The sequence below is a fragment of the Desulfobotulus mexicanus genome (assembly GCF_006175995.1).
GTDB lineage: Bacteria > Desulfobacterota > Desulfobacteria > Desulfobacterales > ASO4-4 > Desulfobotulus > Desulfobotulus mexicanus.
Window position 1 is genome coordinate 1 of record NZ_VDMB01000039.1, and the last position, 14,877, is coordinate 14,877.

Here is a 14,877-nt window from a genome sequence, read left to right on the forward strand (position 1 = left end):
ACATCTTCAATCGTATTGGGTAATCGCTTTTCAAAGAGTCGTTTGTCATCGTTATCAATGACTACAATAAAATTATTGCTTGAATGCAGGTCGATTCCAGCGTAAGTTTTCATAAGACACCTCCTAAATCCTATTGAGATTTAAGTCTCTTGCCCTTGGTTTCATAGTGCTACTATGAATAGGGGGGTGTCAATTTTTTACAAGACTCGGTGAGGTAGTCCTTTATATGATTATCAGACCCCTTTTAAAGGAGCTGCCATGAACCCATCCATCCGGCAAACCCTGCTGGAAAAGCTGGAAGAAGTGCTTTCCGGCATCCGCAAGAGCAACGGCTTTCATTCAGACATAGGCACGGCCCTTGTGCTGGCCGAAGGCAAGCGGGATCTGGAAGAGCTTCCCGCCCTCTGGCTCACACCCGGAACGGAAGAATGCGAAAACACCCGCTATGGCGAAGACAGCCTCACCCTGCCGCTGACCATCCGGGCGGGGCTTCGTTACAGCCTGCACGATGCCCCGGAACTTCAGGAACGGGCCATGGCCACGGCAGCGGAAAACGTGCTGGCGGATATCCGGCAGGCGCTGGGTCAGTTTGAAGAAGAAAACGAAACGGCGGATAGCGTGCGCTATGTGTCCGGCGGTGTGGAAGACTGGCCGGACTGGTCTCAGGGGGAAGCCTCCCTGACCGTGAGCGTTCAGGCGGAAATTCTTTACAGCACCGCCAGAAATAACCCCTACGGGTAAGTTTTTTATTGAAAACCCAAGCCCGTTCAAAGCTTTCGGGTTTAAAGCCGGGCCGCGCTTCGGGAGCCTCAGCGACCGGCCTTTGTTTACAGCAAAAGGCTGCCTTCATTAAAGACCCTAATGACTTTAATGACCTTACTAACCAAAGCTCATAAATAAAGACAAACGGCTAAAGTCCTTAAGGTCTTTAAAGTCCTTAAGGAAGGCTGTCTTTTGTGGCAGGCAGGGCCGCTGCTACCCTTGACGGGCTTTCACCCCGAAAGCCCTTTCAGCCTTTTGCACACTTAAATACAAAGGAGCCTCCCCATGTCCAGAAAATCCCAGAGTGCAGCCAACGCCCTTCTGAGATACGAATCCGGCCAGAACTTCATACCCATGCAGGCCATGGCCGATTCCGGAGATCACACAAAGTTCACCATTATTGCCGCGCCCTGGTCCGGCGCTCCGGGCAGGGAGCCGGTCATCCGGCCCGATGGTCTGGTTACGGGCGGAGCCATCAGCCCGGCATCGGGCATCAACAGGGTCAGCGTTGCGGCCCTCACGGCCTATCTGTCCGGCAATCTCGTGTCTCTGGCATCGGAAAGCCTCACCATCGGCAGACCTTCCACGGGCAGCCATAAGATCAGCTCCATCATCCTCACGGCTTCCGGCACGCTGACTACAGAGGAAGGGGCGGACGGCAGCGCATTTTCCGAAACAAGGGGTGCAGACGGCGGCCCGGCCCTCATCCCGGAAGGAGCCATAGAGCTGGGGCAGGTGCGGCTTTCCGGCGCAGGGGATGCGGCCATACAGTCAACGGAGATTTACACCGTCCCCGGCACCCACACGGAGCTGTATGACTTCCCCATCTGGAACGAAAATCCCGGCAAAGGAGAGCTGGAGTTTGTCACGGCCCTGCCCCCCATCCATGCGGGAAACAAGCCCAGAGGGGTGTTCATTCAGGTGTATACGCCCATCTTTGCGCCGCTGGAGCCTACATCGGACTTTGTTCCGCCGGAAACCACCTATTCCCAGTCGTCCACGCAGGTGTATGGCGGCACCATCGGGTCCAGCTCCAAGTCCCTTGCCCAGGGGAGCTTCATAGCCTACCTGAAGGACGGCGTGACGGACCCCATCATTGCTCTGGAAGGCGAAGAGCTGTGGTGGCAGTTTTTCCCCCATCGGCTCCGTGCGCCCCAGCTTTTAATGCAGGCCACGCTGGGCATTGGCAGGCAGTACCCGGCCGGAGACGGCATCCGGGCAAGCTGCACCCTCAGCGCCAGCGGACCTTCCATTCCGGTGAAGGAATGATGGATGTTCAGGCCTTTCTCCGGGCAGCGGTTCGGCCCCGCACCCGGAGACTACCTGCACCTCAGGGGCTGCATATCTTTTTTGAGGATCCGGCAGAAGCGGAATTTGAAGTGCGGGGACTCAACGGTGAAGAGCTGGCAAGGGTGAGATCCACGGTGGAGCGCAACCGGGACATGACCGCCATCGTGGAAAAGATCTTCGGTGACCGGGAAGAAAAGGTGTCTGCCATCCGGGAACTGATGGGGCTGGACAGCGAAACCCTGCCCGATGATCTGGCCCGGCGCATGGCCATCATATCCGGGGGCTGCATGTCTCCGGAGCTGGACGAGCAGGCGGCGGCGAAGCTTTTTCTGGTGCTGCCCGTGTTTGGTTACACATTGTCGGATACCATCCTGCAGCTCACCGGAGAGGGCGCAGAGCTGGGGGAGTAGAAGCCCTCTGGCGGGATCAGGGCATACGGGCGGCCCTGAATCTCGGCCACGCCAGGGGGAAGATGCTGTTTGAATTAAGGCCGGATGTCTTTCCGCAGGGGTTTTTGACGGGGGTGGAAACGGCGCTGTGGGGGAGGTTTTACGAGGAGCTGAACGCTGGCTGAGGGCCACATGCAGGCTGCTACCAAAGGCTTTAAAGGGCTTTCGGGGTTAAAGCCGGGCCGGAGTAGCGGAGGCCTTTGTTTACCGCCAAAGACAGCCTTCATTAAAGACCTTAAAGACCCTAAGGACCTTAAGGAGAAAAGGGGTCTGACCCCTTTTGCCCCGCCTTTTGCCCCGCCTTTTGCCCCCGCGCTCTGCGGCAAATTTGCAGCGCAGCGGAAAATTTGTCCGGCAGCAGCGCTTTGTTAGCACTGTTGTTCAAGCTGGTTAAGCAACTTCAACCTTATATAGTCCAATGAGAACCTTTTAACCTGTTCGTTTTGAATATAGATACAATGACCATATTTATAGTCCCCATCATTTACTAAATTACTAGATTTACAAGGAACACTGATGAAACCTAAGAAATTACCAAGAATGGATACTGCGACACCAAAAGTTTCACTAGAAGGAGCAAGTATTACAGAGGAACAGCTACCAATTTCAGTCATCATCTTCAGAATATGAAACATATCATCGCCTTCCTCTGGCTCATGAAATCGAGAATAAACTCGCGCGAAAGACTCTGTTGGTAAATTCTGTTTGTCGAAATTCATAATTTTTCTGAATTCATCAGTTTGCACATTTTTGACGAAATCATCGCCATAAGCATAATAGCCAGCAGCCAAAGCCACCTTAGCAACAAACATAAGATCTATATCAATATCTATTTTAATATTGTTGCATTGAACTCGATGAGCTCTGGAGTCAGTACGCTCTATATTTTTCCTCACTCGCAGATCAAAAAGTGAAAGCCCATCCTTACCAAACTTAACCTGAACAGGTGTACCATCCGTTAACTTGGCATTTTTCACTGTTGGAATTGGATGCTTTTTACTGTGACCAACAGCGCCCGTTCTATCTCGCTCAAACAAAATGATAAAATCATTTGCAAGCTTGCCATCAACTCTTGAGCCAATGTCATTGTTAAACTTTCGGTCAACATAAATTACAAAATCATCATGCCCACCCAGTGACAAAGGGAGTATATGTTCAGGACTAGGGTCTAATGTTTCTTTGTCAGTATATACGCAATAAGTCATGAATTACTCACATACTCCCAGTAGTGCTAACGCCGCGCTCTGGGGCAAACCGAAGCGTAGCGTAGGTTTGTCCCTAGCAGCGCATTGTTATGCCTTAATTTAGCCGGCCTGTTTGATTTCATTTTCGTGTAATCTCTCAATAACTTTTGGTTCTTTTACTGCTCTAAACTTTCCACCCATTTCAAGGTACTTAAACTCTTCATTTTCTTCGTGATCTGGTTCTCGACCAACGAAATCACAAAGATTATGAAAATAGCCTTTCGCATACCTATATGCAGCGACGGCTTCATCCGTGGTTTGACCGACGGTTAAAAGCTCGACATCTTCTTTACCATCTAGCTTCGTTGGAACTAATTTGCTTTTTTCAGAGAGTTCCACATAAATTTCCGGCAGCCCAAGTTTTTGGCTTAGGCGATAGATTGTGCTGCAAAAATTGGCAATATAGAAACTGTAGGTCAACTGGGGATTAACATCTCGTATTACTGCGTCTAGCTGCCATCTAGCTGACGATAACTCTCTCTCAATATCTTCGAAGGCTTCTTGATTCACTAGCGGAATTCCATCCTCGGGATTGCCGGTAAAGAAAACCTTATGAACACGCGGATGTACTTTGAATTTTCCGGTTAAACAACCAAGATATTCAACTTCGCCTATCTGAGCAAAATAACTGAAAAGCTCCTTTCTATGAGAGTGGAAAAGGTCGATGTTGTTTTTCTGCTGTGTAATTTTAATTTGCTTAGCCGTTTGCTTGGTGGCATGCAGGCGAGACACGAGCACTGACAATGGCAGAGAAAGAGATAAGACTCCTATAGGTAGCGCGCTAATTGATAAAAAAACCTTCAAACCATCACTTGTCAGAGATATAGAGTGACCGCTCCAAGAAATTGCTCCAAGAGCGAGGAAATATAGAAATGGAGACAGTATTGATACCCACAGTAGACCTTGCTCAGCGAGCCCTCGTTCCTCATGCAGAGTCAAGGTGGACTGGAGCCTTTCAACGAGCCAAGAACCATTTCCCAAAATGACCGCGATGACCATTACAGGAATAAGAAGAGGCAACAACACAATGGCCGCTAAGTAAACAATGTCGATCAACCCAAACTCCCCTTAGGCATAACAAAATATTATACGGATCTGTATAACATGCAGACTGAGGAATTATACTGCCCACAAACCCCACTGCACCCTCAAAAAACGTTCCTTTTTTCATACCCCACCCGCCCCAGCCTGACAAGCCACGTTTACATTTCCCGTAACTTTTCCCATATCCGCAGCAGCATCTTGACATTCCATTCCGGTCTAGGTACAGTTTTGATGCTGCGGCAAAAAACCACAGCCGGGATTAGCCTCCCGAAAGTATCTGGCGTTCAGCGCCCCTCTATAAAGAAAATGCAGGCGCATTTTTTGCGCCCTCGCACACCCTTATGGCGGAGCTATGCGGGGCTTCCTCGGAAGCGCCGGTTGCCAGTTACCCGGTAAGGCTAACCCGCATAGTTCCGCCACCACTGTTTTAGCCTTCAGTGTGGCGGTTTCCTTCCATTCTTTAAAACTGGAGAACTGCCATGACACACGAAAACCATTCCCTTGACTTTACATTTGAAAAGCACACCGTAAGAACCCTGTCCGAAGGTGGAGAAATCTGGTTTGTTGCAAAGGATGTTTATACTGCGCTGGAAATAGCGTGGAGGGGTGAAGAATCTCTTTCAAATATTCCGGTGAACTGGAGGGGGGTTCGGAGTTTCCGAACCCCCCTCAAAAACCAGCACGGCGTGTATGGTGAACAAGATCAGGATTTCATCATCATCAACGAACCCGCCCTCTACAAGCTGGCCTTCCGGTCCAACAAACCCGCTGCCGAAGATTTCACCAACTGGGTAGCCAGTGAAGTTCTCCCCGCCATCCGCCGAACGGGCCGCTATGGCGCTTCCGCTCCTGCCACCCTCCCCCATGGCCATGAAGACCAGATCCTTCTGGCAAGGCACCTTGTCCGGGAAGTGAATGATATGCTGGCAAGTTTAAGCACCCTGAGCCAGCTTCATCAGAATATGGTGGTATCCGTGAATAACGTCCTGCGGACGGTCTGTGTGCTGAACCCGGAAGTCCACCACGAAGCCTTTGTTCAATCCCTCAGAAGTCAGGGCGGCGGGAAGTAAGCCTTTTCTGATTTTATAAATGAAGCCCCTGCATCGGTTCCGGTGCGGGGGTTTTTTGTTTGTTGCACACCCCGTCAAGCTAAATCATGGCCTGTTTAAGCAAAAAGAACATGCATCTGCGCTCATATAAGGTGCAAACGGCAAATGCTGCCCCCTGTGGCCCTATACTGCAAAAAGGGGCTGCTGGTTGCCACCAAAGTCTGAAAGGGCTTTCGGGTTTAAAGCCGGGCCGCGCTTCGGGAGCCGGTCGCTGAGGCACCCGAAGTGCAGCGACCGGGCTTTGTTTATTGCAAAGGCCTGCCCTCATTAAAGACCTTAATGACCTTAAAGACTTTAAGGAAGGCAGCCTTTAAAGGCAGCATGGCCGCCGGGCTTCGAGAGCCTCAGCCACCGGATGGGCTTTAAACCCGAAAGCACAGAAGGTCTTTTGCGGTAGCCAGTAAGAAACCAACCCACTCCGTGAGGCACCATGTCCAACGTAGAAAAAATAGTCAAAATCGTCTTCTCAGGTGATGATCAGGTCTCCCAGGTAGCCACAGGCATCAACACCAATCTGGGCAAGCTGGGAATGGCCATGAACGTCATAGAAGATGGCGTCCGCAGCGTCACAAAACCCATGGCTGCCATGGCCGATGCCACCCTCACCACCACCGCAGCCCTCGGAGCCATGGCAGCAGCCGGAACCGGGGTGGCCATTGCCGCAGCCGGAGAGTGGTCCGACTCCTTCAACGAGATTTCCACCCTCATTGATGCCACGGGCGATGACCTCGGCATCTTCCGCAAAAACCTGCTGGATTATGGTGCGGATTCCGCCTTTGCCATGGCCGAGGTGAACGCCGCCACCTATGCGGCCATATCCGCAGGCACGGACTACAAAGACGCCATCGGCCTCATCGCCCAGACAGAACGCCTTGCCATTGCAGGCAAAGCAGAGCTTGCCGATACCACCGTGGCGCTGGTTTCCACCATGAACGCCTACGGTGCCAGTTCGGACGAAGCCTCCCGGTACTCGGACATCCTTTTTAACACTGTCAAATCCGGGCAGACCACCCTGCCGGAGCTGTCCAAATCCCTCTCACAGGTCACATCCATCGCCGCAGCCGGAGACGTGCCCTTTGAAACCCTGGCAGCGGCCATTGCCGTTCTCACCGCCAAGGGCGCACCCACCAGCGAAGCCATGACAGCCATCCGGGGAGCCATTCAGGCCATCATCAAGCCATCGGAGCAGGCGGCAAAAGAGGCCGAGGCTTTAGGCATTGGCTTTGATGCTTCTGCCCTGAAATCCAAGGGCTTTGAGGGTGTGATGCAGGATGTGTATGCGGCCACGGATGGCAATGTGGAAACCATTGCAAGGCTCTTTGGCAACGTGCAGGGACTCACCGGCGTGCTGGCCATGTTTGGTGCCGACGGCGGCGATCATTTTCTTTCCATGCAGCAGCAGATGCAGACCTCTTCCGGGGCAACGGATGCAGCCTACGAAAAGATGGCCGACAACGTGGCCCTTTATAATCAAAAACTCCTTAACTCCATGCGGGCCACCTTTGTGACCGCAGGCCTGCCCCTGCTGGATGAATACGGCGATGCCGTGAGCGCCCTGTCTGAGATATTCGGGGGGCTGCGCACCAGCATCGATGCCGGAGCCTTTGATGAGCTGTATGCCCGTCTTTCCAAAAGCGCCGGGGAGTTTACGGAGTGGGCCTCGGACATTGGTCAGGCCCTGCCCGAGGCTCTGGAAAATATTGACTGGTCCCGGTTTACCGCAGGCGCAGACGAGCTGAGCGAAACCATCAAAGACCTGTTTGATTCCATATTTCAGGGGCTGGACCCCACCAAGCCCGACGAGCTGGGGCAGATTCTTCAGGTGCTTGTGGATGGTATGGGCAGCCTTGCTACGGCATCTTCCGGAATTCTGGAAGCGTGGAACCCGCTTTTGCAGCTGGGTGGGGATCTCATAACAAAATTTGCGGAAATGGACCCGGCACTGGTCAGGACAGCCGGGCACAAGCTGGGTCTGGCCCAGCGGTCTGAGTTTTTGACGGAAAAGTTCGGGTTCTGGAAAGGGATGCTGATTTCTTTGTTTTTGCCCGTCCGGGATACCGAGGCCAATATCGACCGGATGAATGATGCCATGGCTGTGGCAGGTGTTTACATTCCGCAAAACACGGAGAGACTCCGGGAAATGGCCAAGGCCACGGACGAAACCGCCAAGGTCATGGAGGGCGGGGCCGGATCTGCGGGGGAGTTTGCCGAAGAGCTGGAAAAGCTCAGTGAAAATACAGAGGTGGAAATCAGGGTTTCTGCGGAAGAGATTCAGTCCGCACGGGATCAGATGAAAGAGCTGGGGATGGATGCCACCCATTTGTCCGAGGAAGTGATCATCGATTTCCTGATCCATAAAGACGAGGCCTCCTGGGATGCTCTGAAAACGGCCCTTGCGGATATCCCCGGAGAAAAAGCCACAAAGATCACGGCGGAGGCGGACGAAAGATCCATCGAAGTGGTCAAGGGCGTGATGTCCTTTATGGATGACGAACAGCACGTCACCTATGTCGCAGGCCCGGACAAAAATTCCATCAAAAAAACCAGAGAAGAGCTGGAAGAAGAAATCCCCCCGGAAAAACGCCTTGCCCTCATGGTGGAGATGGACAAGGCCCAGCTTGCGGAAGAAACCGCGCGCATCAAGGCGACTTTGGCGGTGCTGGAAACCAATATCGAGTGGCACGCAAAAATGAACATCGCCGAACTGGAGGCGGATGCGGAGAAGTTTAAAGCAATCATGGGCAGCATGGACAACACCATTTCCTCCACCGGGGATCTTTTGGGGAGTCTTTTTGGTCAGGTTTTACAGGCAGACAGTATGAGGGACAAGCTTAATATTGAAAGCCAGATCCGAAAGGAAAATCAGCTCAGGCAGGAAGCCCATGACAAGCAGATGATCATGACAGACCTTGAAATACAGATGCTTCGGGAAAAGCAGCACAGGCTGAACCACGGAAAGGAGCAGTCCCTGATTACCATCAACGGAGAGGGCCTGCAGCCCCACCTTGAGGCCTTCATGTGGGAGGTTTTAAGTGCAATACAGCTCAGAGTTAACGAAGAGGGCATGGATATGCTGCTGGGTACTTAATAAAAGGGGTCAGACCCCTTAAAAGATGGGTCTTTTTTTAAGGGGTCTGACCCCTTTTATTTTATTCTGAAAGGCAAGCCATGAATATCATTTTAACAGCCCCTGAGTTTGACCTGAACGGCTCCCGCATCATGCGGCAGCACCCGTCTGCTGTGCTGGGCAACCGATCAGGCAGCCGCAGAGCATCCCGCACGGCAACCCTGGACGGTGGGGCTGTGGTCTATGACACGGGCTACGCAGCAGCAGACCGTACCATAAATATATCCACAGACATCCGGCATCTGCCATGGCTCACCCGCATGGTCAGGCTGTACGGCGAAGTTCGGGTATCCACGGAAGAGGGCCTTTTCTTTGGCGTACCTTCCGCATGGCAGGCAAAGGATGACAGAGCGGGTATGGAGATTCTGATTTTGAGGGAGGCACAATAAATGGCCATCACAAGGACACTGGCAAACGGGCTTTTATACGAGATGGGCCGGGGAAGCCTTAACTTTGAAACGGGCATCTTCCGGGCCATTCTGATGAAGCCTGCCTTTGTTTTCGACCGCATTGAGCACGACAGGTACAGCAAGGTCACGGATCAGGAAATCCCCATGGGAAACGGGTATGCAAGCGGTGGGGCGCTGCTGCTGGATGCGGGCGGATGGCAGCAGGACAACACCTGGGCCATGGCCACCATCTCATGGCAGGACGCCGTGTGGACGGCACAGGGCGGGAGCATCGGTCCCGTATCCGGAGCCGTGGTCATGCAGTTCAGCGAAGACACCCCCGGAGACAGCCGCATTGTGGGCCATATCAACTTCGGGGAGCTGGTCACGGTGACGGAGGGCGTTATTTTTCAGCTTAAAAACATGGGCTTTGACCTGCGACAGGGAGGCTGATTCAATGGCTTTGGAAAGATGGGCCATACCGGAGTTTCCTGTTTTTGAGGAGGAATATCCGCTGGTCACGGCACCTTCGGACAAGCAGACCCTTGCTTTGAGCTTTTTTGTTTCCAATTACTCGGACACCGCCAGTGCAAGGATCGATTTTTTCCACAGGGATGGGGGCGGCAATCTCCTTTTCCGCTGGGCCATTACCCTTGCGGAGACGGATTCTCCCTTTGCGCTGGATACGATCTTTGTGCTGGCCCCCGGCGACAGCCTGTCCGCGGCATCCTCCCTGAAGGATGTGGCGGTTCTGGTTTCGGGGGATTTGAGCTGATGGGCTTTTACCGCTTTTCCGAACGGATTTTGCGGCCCCGTGCCTACCCCTGCGGGTATGCGGAAGCTGTCCGGCCCCGTGATCCTGTGGTGGGGGATGTGGTGGACGGGGATATCCTCTTTGCCATCGTGGGCGGGTTTTATCTGCTGGCGGCTCCTGCTTCCCTGAGGGTGAGAAGACGCTACGGTTCAAACTGGTCCACGGCATCCATTCCCCGCTTAGGTCCCAATGACACGGACCCAAACACGGGCTTTTACAATACGGATGTTCTGACACGGGATTACAGCAACACGGATGCGGCCCATTACTGCAAAAATCTGGGCTACTTTCTACCCAACAGGCAGGAGCTGCTGGCGATCTTTCAGCAAAAAAGCCTTATCGACACCAGGGATGGTTCCGGTGGTGGAGCCACCCTTGCCGCCATTGCCGCAGGGAGCGCCCCCGGCAGCTCCGACAGGGAGGCCCTGACCTCCTCCCAGAACAGCGCCTTCCGCTGCCTGAAGGTGCATATGGGCACGGGGGGCGTGGATACCCACGGTAAAAACAGTGATTTGTGGGTGCTGCCCTGCCGGAGGATTAAGGTTTGATGCTTAGGTGGGTGCCACCTTTTTTTTGATACCCCCTTAAAAGATAAAACAGGGCTTTCGGGGTGAAAGCCCGACCGGAGCAGCACAGCCATTGCCTGCCGTAAAGGGCAGCCTTCATTAAGGACCTTAAGGACTTTAAAGACCTTAATAACAGAAGCCACAAAAAGGCACCAAAAAGGGGTCTGACCCCTTTTTGAAAAGGAAACACCATGGCCATCTTTCTTATGAACCAGAAAAAACGTCTGCCCCTGCGCTACCCCCACGGGGCGAAAAACGCCGTGCTGCCGCCTCCGCCCAGGCCCCTCCAGCTCTGGGATGTGGTGGACGGCTGGATTGTGTACTGGCTGGATGAGGCCAGCAATAAGGCCCGGCTGGTAATTCCGTCCAGTAGGCGATTCAGGAACAACTCTTACGCAACTATTGAAGAATTGGTGCCAGGTATCGAACCGACGGTGCCACTGGACGGGGCAGACCCCTATACGGGGAAGCACAACACAGAATTTCTGAAGGTAAAAAGACCAGATGGTGGGAATTTGAGCAATCCGGGCAACAGAATCGGCAATCTTATGGCAGCCGAAAACGCTATGTGGCCTAATATACAGGAACTGACCCAGCTTTTGCATTCCGATTTACACCGCATCGATGCAGCAGACACATCTGGTGGTGGACATACCTTTGCAAGCATCGCCGCAGCTCATGGTTACACTGTCATCAGTTCTTCGCAGCATGGAACCCATCATTGTGTTGCATACAGGACAAACAATTTTTATGTGCCCATCGCTTACAGCAAAGAGTTTACGGCCTATGTTATAGCCATCCGTGAACTCCCCATCTCCGGTGCCGGATGATCCATTACACCACCCAGATCCCGCCCCTGTTTTTCGGCACGGCCCACCATCTGCTGGCCAGCCGGAACCCTCCGGTGATTCTGCCGCCTTTGCGGTCTGCCCTGCATATTCACGCCGGGGCTTTTTCCGCAGAAGCCCTTATCCACGGGGATTTCAGCGACGAAAAGGAGCGTCTCAATATCGAGGCCCTGCACTTTTCTGCTGTGGCGGATTTCAAAGAAATCATCTGGAACTGGCAGGGGCAAACGGAAGCCGGGCATCTTTCCGCCATGGCCCTTCTGCGGCTGCCTCTGGTTCTGGCGGCCTTTGTCCATGGGGCCGATGCCTTCACTGCGGAGGGCCTTTTGCATCCGCCAGCCATGGTGCTGACCCTGACGGACACCCGCTTCTCTGCATCTGCGGATCTGCGGGAGCCGGTGATTCCTGCGGAAAATGAAGAGATCCTGATTTTAAAACCCTTTGATGCCCGAAGCCGCATACGCTCTTTGCCCCTGCGGGAAATCTGGTGGCAAAAGGAGATGCCCGTGACCAGCCAGAAAATCTACACCTGCACCATAAAGGATGATGCGGGCAGCCTGCCGGAGCTGGAGCTGCCCATGTCTTCCATGCAGTATCGGCTGCAGGAAAACGGCCACTCATACATGGCCGTGGTGGTGCCCGATGCCATGGCCTTCAGCACCGGCATACTCGCAAGAATCCCCGGCAGGCTGATTCTGCGGCAGGGCTTTGTGCATCAGGACGCCACCCGCCAGCTCACGGAAATGGCCAGTGCCGGACGGGTGGCCTTCCGCTGGGACATGGGCGGACGCAACAGCTCCGCCACCCTCACCGCCGCAGGGAAAATCACCTTTTCCTTTGATCCCAACGTGCCCAAGGTGCTGGACCCGCTGATCAGTATGTCCCTGCAGGCGGATGGCAAAATGCGGTTTCGTTCTGCCCCTGTGATGGGGCTGTTTCCGGGGGATACGGTGCAGGCGGCGGGTGGTGCTTACAGGGTGGCAAGAATTGCCGTGGCCGTGGGAAGGAATCAGGCCACCATGGAAGTGCTGACTGAATAATTGATAATGGATAATGGACAATTGACAATGAAAAGCAACAAAAAGGAACACCATGGCCGAATCAGAAATTTTAGCCGATCTTGGCGGCGGCAGATACAGGGTCCGTCTTCTGCGAAACTGGCAGCACATGGACCAGCAGATGCAGATGCTGACAGAAACCCTTGAACAGATTCAGCCAGAGGCCAGCCTGCTGGAAGAAGAGCTGGCAGGCCTTGAAGCAGAGCAAAAAGCCCTGTCCGACAAGCTGGACGCGGCCATCATTGCATACAGGCAAGCCTTGACCGCAGACCCCTCCTCCGCATCCATGGCGGGTATTCAGAAAGTGATGCAGGAAAAAACCCGGCTGACCGCAGGCATCCGTTCCCGAAGGCTAAGGCTCCAGCGGCTCCATGCCCGGATTCTCACCCTTGAGATCCGCCGGCAGACTTTACAGGATCTTAAAAATGACCGGATGCAGGATATCCGGGAGGTCTGGTGTGCGGACTGCACCCAGGGGCTTTCCGGCACCGCAGCGACTTTGGAAGTGAACGGGGAGCCGGAGCAGGTGCTGCTGGCACCGGGAACCCGGCCCACGGCACCGGATTTCCCCGAAGGGTATCTCATGCCTGCCATGGCCATGACCACGGCGCAGGCCGTACTCAGCTGGACCCTTTTCCCCGGATGGCAGAAATGGAAGCCCACCGTCCGGACGGGGATTTTGCTGGAGAGGGATCTGGGCACGCATAAGGGGCGGGTGCGGCTGGATGATGCCAGATCCCACATCGGCGGCATGGCCATCAATGGTTTGGAGCTGCTGGAAGAGGTACCCATTGAATATATGTCCTGCGGGGCCTCGGCCTTTGAGGAGGGGGATGCGGTGCTGGTGGCGTTTCGGGAGCAGGACCCGGAAAAACCCGTGGTCATCGGCTTTGTGGAAGAGCCACGACCCTGCGTGACCACCATTATTCTGCGGGTGGTTTTCCACCGCTGTGCCCTGTACTGGGATGTGGTGAACGATGATTTTGCAGACATCCCCTGGCAGGCCCCCGAGGGCTGGAAAACCGGAGATCCATGGCCCGAAGGCTGGCCCGACGGGCTGAATTATGGCCCTCCGTCCAAGTGGCAGACGGGGGCACCATGGCCCTATACAAGGCATCTGAAAAGAATTTTGCAGTATGACGACGATGGCCAGCGGCTGCATTTTGAAATGGAGCAGGGGCATAAGCACTTTATACGAAATGGGGAGGTGGGACAGGCCTTTACGAAGGAAAACAGGCACCAGAGGCAGCATCCAAGGGCAAGCTTTAATGAATCCCGGAACGATTATAATAGTCCGGGCTTTGATGGGGATGTTTCGGATTATTTGAATGCGGGATCTCTTATGTCATGGAAGGACTGGTCATGCCCTAACGCCTCCTTCGGGTGCGCGCAAATTTTCAGGTATTACATGACCAATTTTGGCTGGGATGATACGGAATTTCTTGTTCCCATCGGCTGGGATATCACAAACAACGAAATCAATGTTGTGTTTGAGGAAACGGAGTTGCACCCCGGCCCCATCATCCTGCGGGATGTGAGGCATGGTTTTAATGGTGCTGCATGGTGGGTTTTGTGGAACACGATGACAGATCCCCTTCCGGGCTGTCCTTCAGGTGGTGCCCATGTTTATATGACAGACTGGGACACCTTTTTTGAGATTCGGGAATCCTTTCATGAGCAGAATGGGGAAATCCAGTGGTCCGGTGGTTCTGAACCTTTCGGGATCTATTGGAAGGCCCGAAGGAATCTGCAACGCCGCTATGAACTGGAATCGGGTTATTTCAACGTTACCAATAAAATCTATTCTTACAGGTTTTCCTGCCAGGCAGTCACCTTGCAGGATCTTAAAGTAAAGAGCCTTACCAATTTACGCTTTCCGTCCGGGAGACACCCCGTCTGGGATGCGGCATGGACCATGGACAGTTCCCGCCTATGGCATACCGCCGTTGTGCTGGAACATCTGCGTGCTGTGTCTCCGCCACCGGATAAAGACGAAGAATATCTGCAATTCCGTGATTATGGTCATGACGGGGGATATAGAATGAGCCCCACGCGTTCGATAGGAAATGTTCACAGGGGGGGTGAATGGGGACCCGCTTCCATTGGTTTCAAGACGGCATACCCCCGCATCCGCAGGGGGGTGAACGGGTCCGGTACGGATAAGGTCCGGGAATATC

Annotated in this window: 14 protein-coding genes; 12 read left to right on the plus strand and 2 right to left on the minus strand. The window is 53.8% G+C overall.

The features are described from left to right. The first annotated feature begins 258 nt into the window (after positions 1-258). The 3 genes from FIM25_RS16055 to FIM25_RS16065 all read left to right on the plus strand — a co-directional run bounded on the left by FIM25_RS16055 (position 259) and on the right by FIM25_RS16065 (position 2,462). The gene (locus FIM25_RS16055; RefSeq protein ID WP_139450871.1) at positions 259-741 is read left to right on the plus strand and encodes a hypothetical protein; all 483 of its coding nucleotides are present in this window, start codon (positions 259-261) and stop codon (positions 739-741) included. A gap of 306 nt (positions 742-1,047) precedes the next feature. Next, a complete protein-coding gene (locus tag FIM25_RS16060; RefSeq protein ID WP_139450872.1) occupies positions 1,048-2,031 on the plus strand; it encodes a hypothetical protein in 984 nt (327 codons plus the stop codon). Further along, positions 2,028-2,462, plus strand: a complete 435-nt coding sequence (locus FIM25_RS16065; protein ID WP_139450873.1) for a hypothetical protein — start codon at positions 2,028-2,030, stop codon at positions 2,460-2,462. Before FIM25_RS16060 ends, FIM25_RS16065 begins: the two co-directional genes overlap by 4 nt. Positions 2,463-2,869: 407 nt before the next feature. Here the strand turns inward: FIM25_RS16065 and FIM25_RS16070 are convergent, their stop codons facing one another. Together FIM25_RS16070 and FIM25_RS16075 are read right to left on the minus strand one after the other, a co-directional pair. Then, positions 2,870-3,706, minus strand: a complete 837-nt coding sequence (locus FIM25_RS16070) for an HNH endonuclease (RefSeq protein ID WP_139450874.1) — start codon at positions 3,704-3,706, stop codon at positions 2,870-2,872. Between the two features lie 99 nt (positions 3,707-3,805). Beyond that, positions 3,806-4,801, minus strand: coding sequence for a hypothetical protein (locus tag FIM25_RS16075; RefSeq protein ID WP_139450875.1), 996 nt, complete (start codon positions 4,799-4,801; stop codon positions 3,806-3,808). 467 nt (positions 4,802-5,268) lie between these two features. Between FIM25_RS16075 and FIM25_RS16080 the strand changes: the two genes are divergently transcribed. From FIM25_RS16080 to FIM25_RS16120, 9 genes are all read left to right on the plus strand, one after another. Beyond that, entirely contained in the window at positions 5,269-5,859 is a 591-nt protein-coding gene (locus FIM25_RS16080; protein ID WP_139450876.1) for a BRO-N domain-containing protein, read from the plus strand. Positions 5,860-6,328: 469 nt separating this feature from the next. Next, a complete protein-coding gene (locus FIM25_RS16085; RefSeq protein ID WP_139450877.1) occupies positions 6,329-8,986 on the plus strand; it encodes a phage tail tape measure protein in 2,658 nt (885 codons plus the stop codon). Between the two features lie 80 nt (positions 8,987-9,066). Further along, positions 9,067-9,414, plus strand: coding sequence for a hypothetical protein (locus FIM25_RS16090; RefSeq protein WP_139450878.1), 348 nt, complete (start codon positions 9,067-9,069; stop codon positions 9,412-9,414). Further along, positions 9,415-9,867 carry a hypothetical protein gene (locus tag FIM25_RS16095; RefSeq protein ID WP_139450879.1) on the plus strand — a complete coding sequence of 151 codons (453 nt, stop codon included), beginning with the start codon at positions 9,415-9,417 and terminating at the stop codon, positions 9,865-9,867. Between the two features lie 4 nt (positions 9,868-9,871). Further along, on the plus strand, positions 9,872-10,189 hold the full coding sequence (locus FIM25_RS16100) for a hypothetical protein (RefSeq protein WP_139450880.1): 318 nt from the start codon (positions 9,872-9,874) through the stop codon (positions 10,187-10,189). Then, positions 10,189-10,776 carry a hypothetical protein gene (locus FIM25_RS16105; protein WP_139450881.1) on the plus strand — a complete coding sequence of 196 codons (588 nt, stop codon included), beginning with the start codon at positions 10,189-10,191 and terminating at the stop codon, positions 10,774-10,776. Before FIM25_RS16100 ends, FIM25_RS16105 begins: the two co-directional genes overlap by 1 nt. A gap of 209 nt (positions 10,777-10,985) precedes the next feature. Continuing rightward, complete coding sequence (locus FIM25_RS16110) at positions 10,986-11,624, plus strand: hypothetical protein (protein ID WP_139450882.1); 639 nt, start codon at positions 10,986-10,988, stop codon at positions 11,622-11,624. Then, positions 11,621-12,682: a hypothetical protein gene (locus FIM25_RS16115; RefSeq protein ID WP_139450883.1), complete on the plus strand. Its 1,062-nt coding sequence runs from the start codon at positions 11,621-11,623 to the stop codon at positions 12,680-12,682. Before FIM25_RS16110 ends, FIM25_RS16115 begins: the two co-directional genes overlap by 4 nt. 52 nt (positions 12,683-12,734) lie before the next feature. Then, positions 12,735-14,877, plus strand: a 2,143-nt coding sequence (locus tag FIM25_RS16120; protein WP_139450884.1) for a hypothetical protein, incomplete at its 3' end; no start/stop codon positions are given.

Coding starts and splice junctions, on each gene's coding strand:
- FIM25_RS16055 (WP_139450871.1), top strand. CDS start 259: ATGAACCCATCCATCCGGCAAACCCTGCTGGAAAAGCTGGAAGAAGTG.
- FIM25_RS16070 (WP_139450874.1), bottom strand. CDS start 3,706: ATGACTTATTGCGTATATACTGACAAAGAAACATTAGACCCTAGTCCT.
- FIM25_RS16090 (WP_139450878.1), top strand. CDS start 9,067: ATGAATATCATTTTAACAGCCCCTGAGTTTGACCTGAACGGCTCCCGC.
- FIM25_RS16085 (WP_139450877.1), top strand. CDS start 6,329: ATGTCCAACGTAGAAAAAATAGTCAAAATCGTCTTCTCAGGTGATGAT.
- FIM25_RS16080 (WP_139450876.1), top strand. CDS start 5,269: ATGACACACGAAAACCATTCCCTTGACTTTACATTTGAAAAGCACACC.
- FIM25_RS16115 (WP_139450883.1), top strand. CDS start 11,621: ATGATCCATTACACCACCCAGATCCCGCCCCTGTTTTTCGGCACGGCC.
- FIM25_RS16100 (WP_139450880.1), top strand. CDS start 9,872: ATGGCTTTGGAAAGATGGGCCATACCGGAGTTTCCTGTTTTTGAGGAG.
- FIM25_RS16105 (WP_139450881.1), top strand. CDS start 10,189: ATGGGCTTTTACCGCTTTTCCGAACGGATTTTGCGGCCCCGTGCCTAC.
- FIM25_RS16110 (WP_139450882.1), top strand. CDS start 10,986: ATGGCCATCTTTCTTATGAACCAGAAAAAACGTCTGCCCCTGCGCTAC.
- FIM25_RS16095 (WP_139450879.1), top strand. CDS start 9,415: ATGGCCATCACAAGGACACTGGCAAACGGGCTTTTATACGAGATGGGC.
- FIM25_RS16060 (WP_139450872.1), top strand. CDS start 1,048: ATGTCCAGAAAATCCCAGAGTGCAGCCAACGCCCTTCTGAGATACGAA.
- FIM25_RS16065 (WP_139450873.1), top strand. CDS start 2,028: ATGATGGATGTTCAGGCCTTTCTCCGGGCAGCGGTTCGGCCCCGCACC.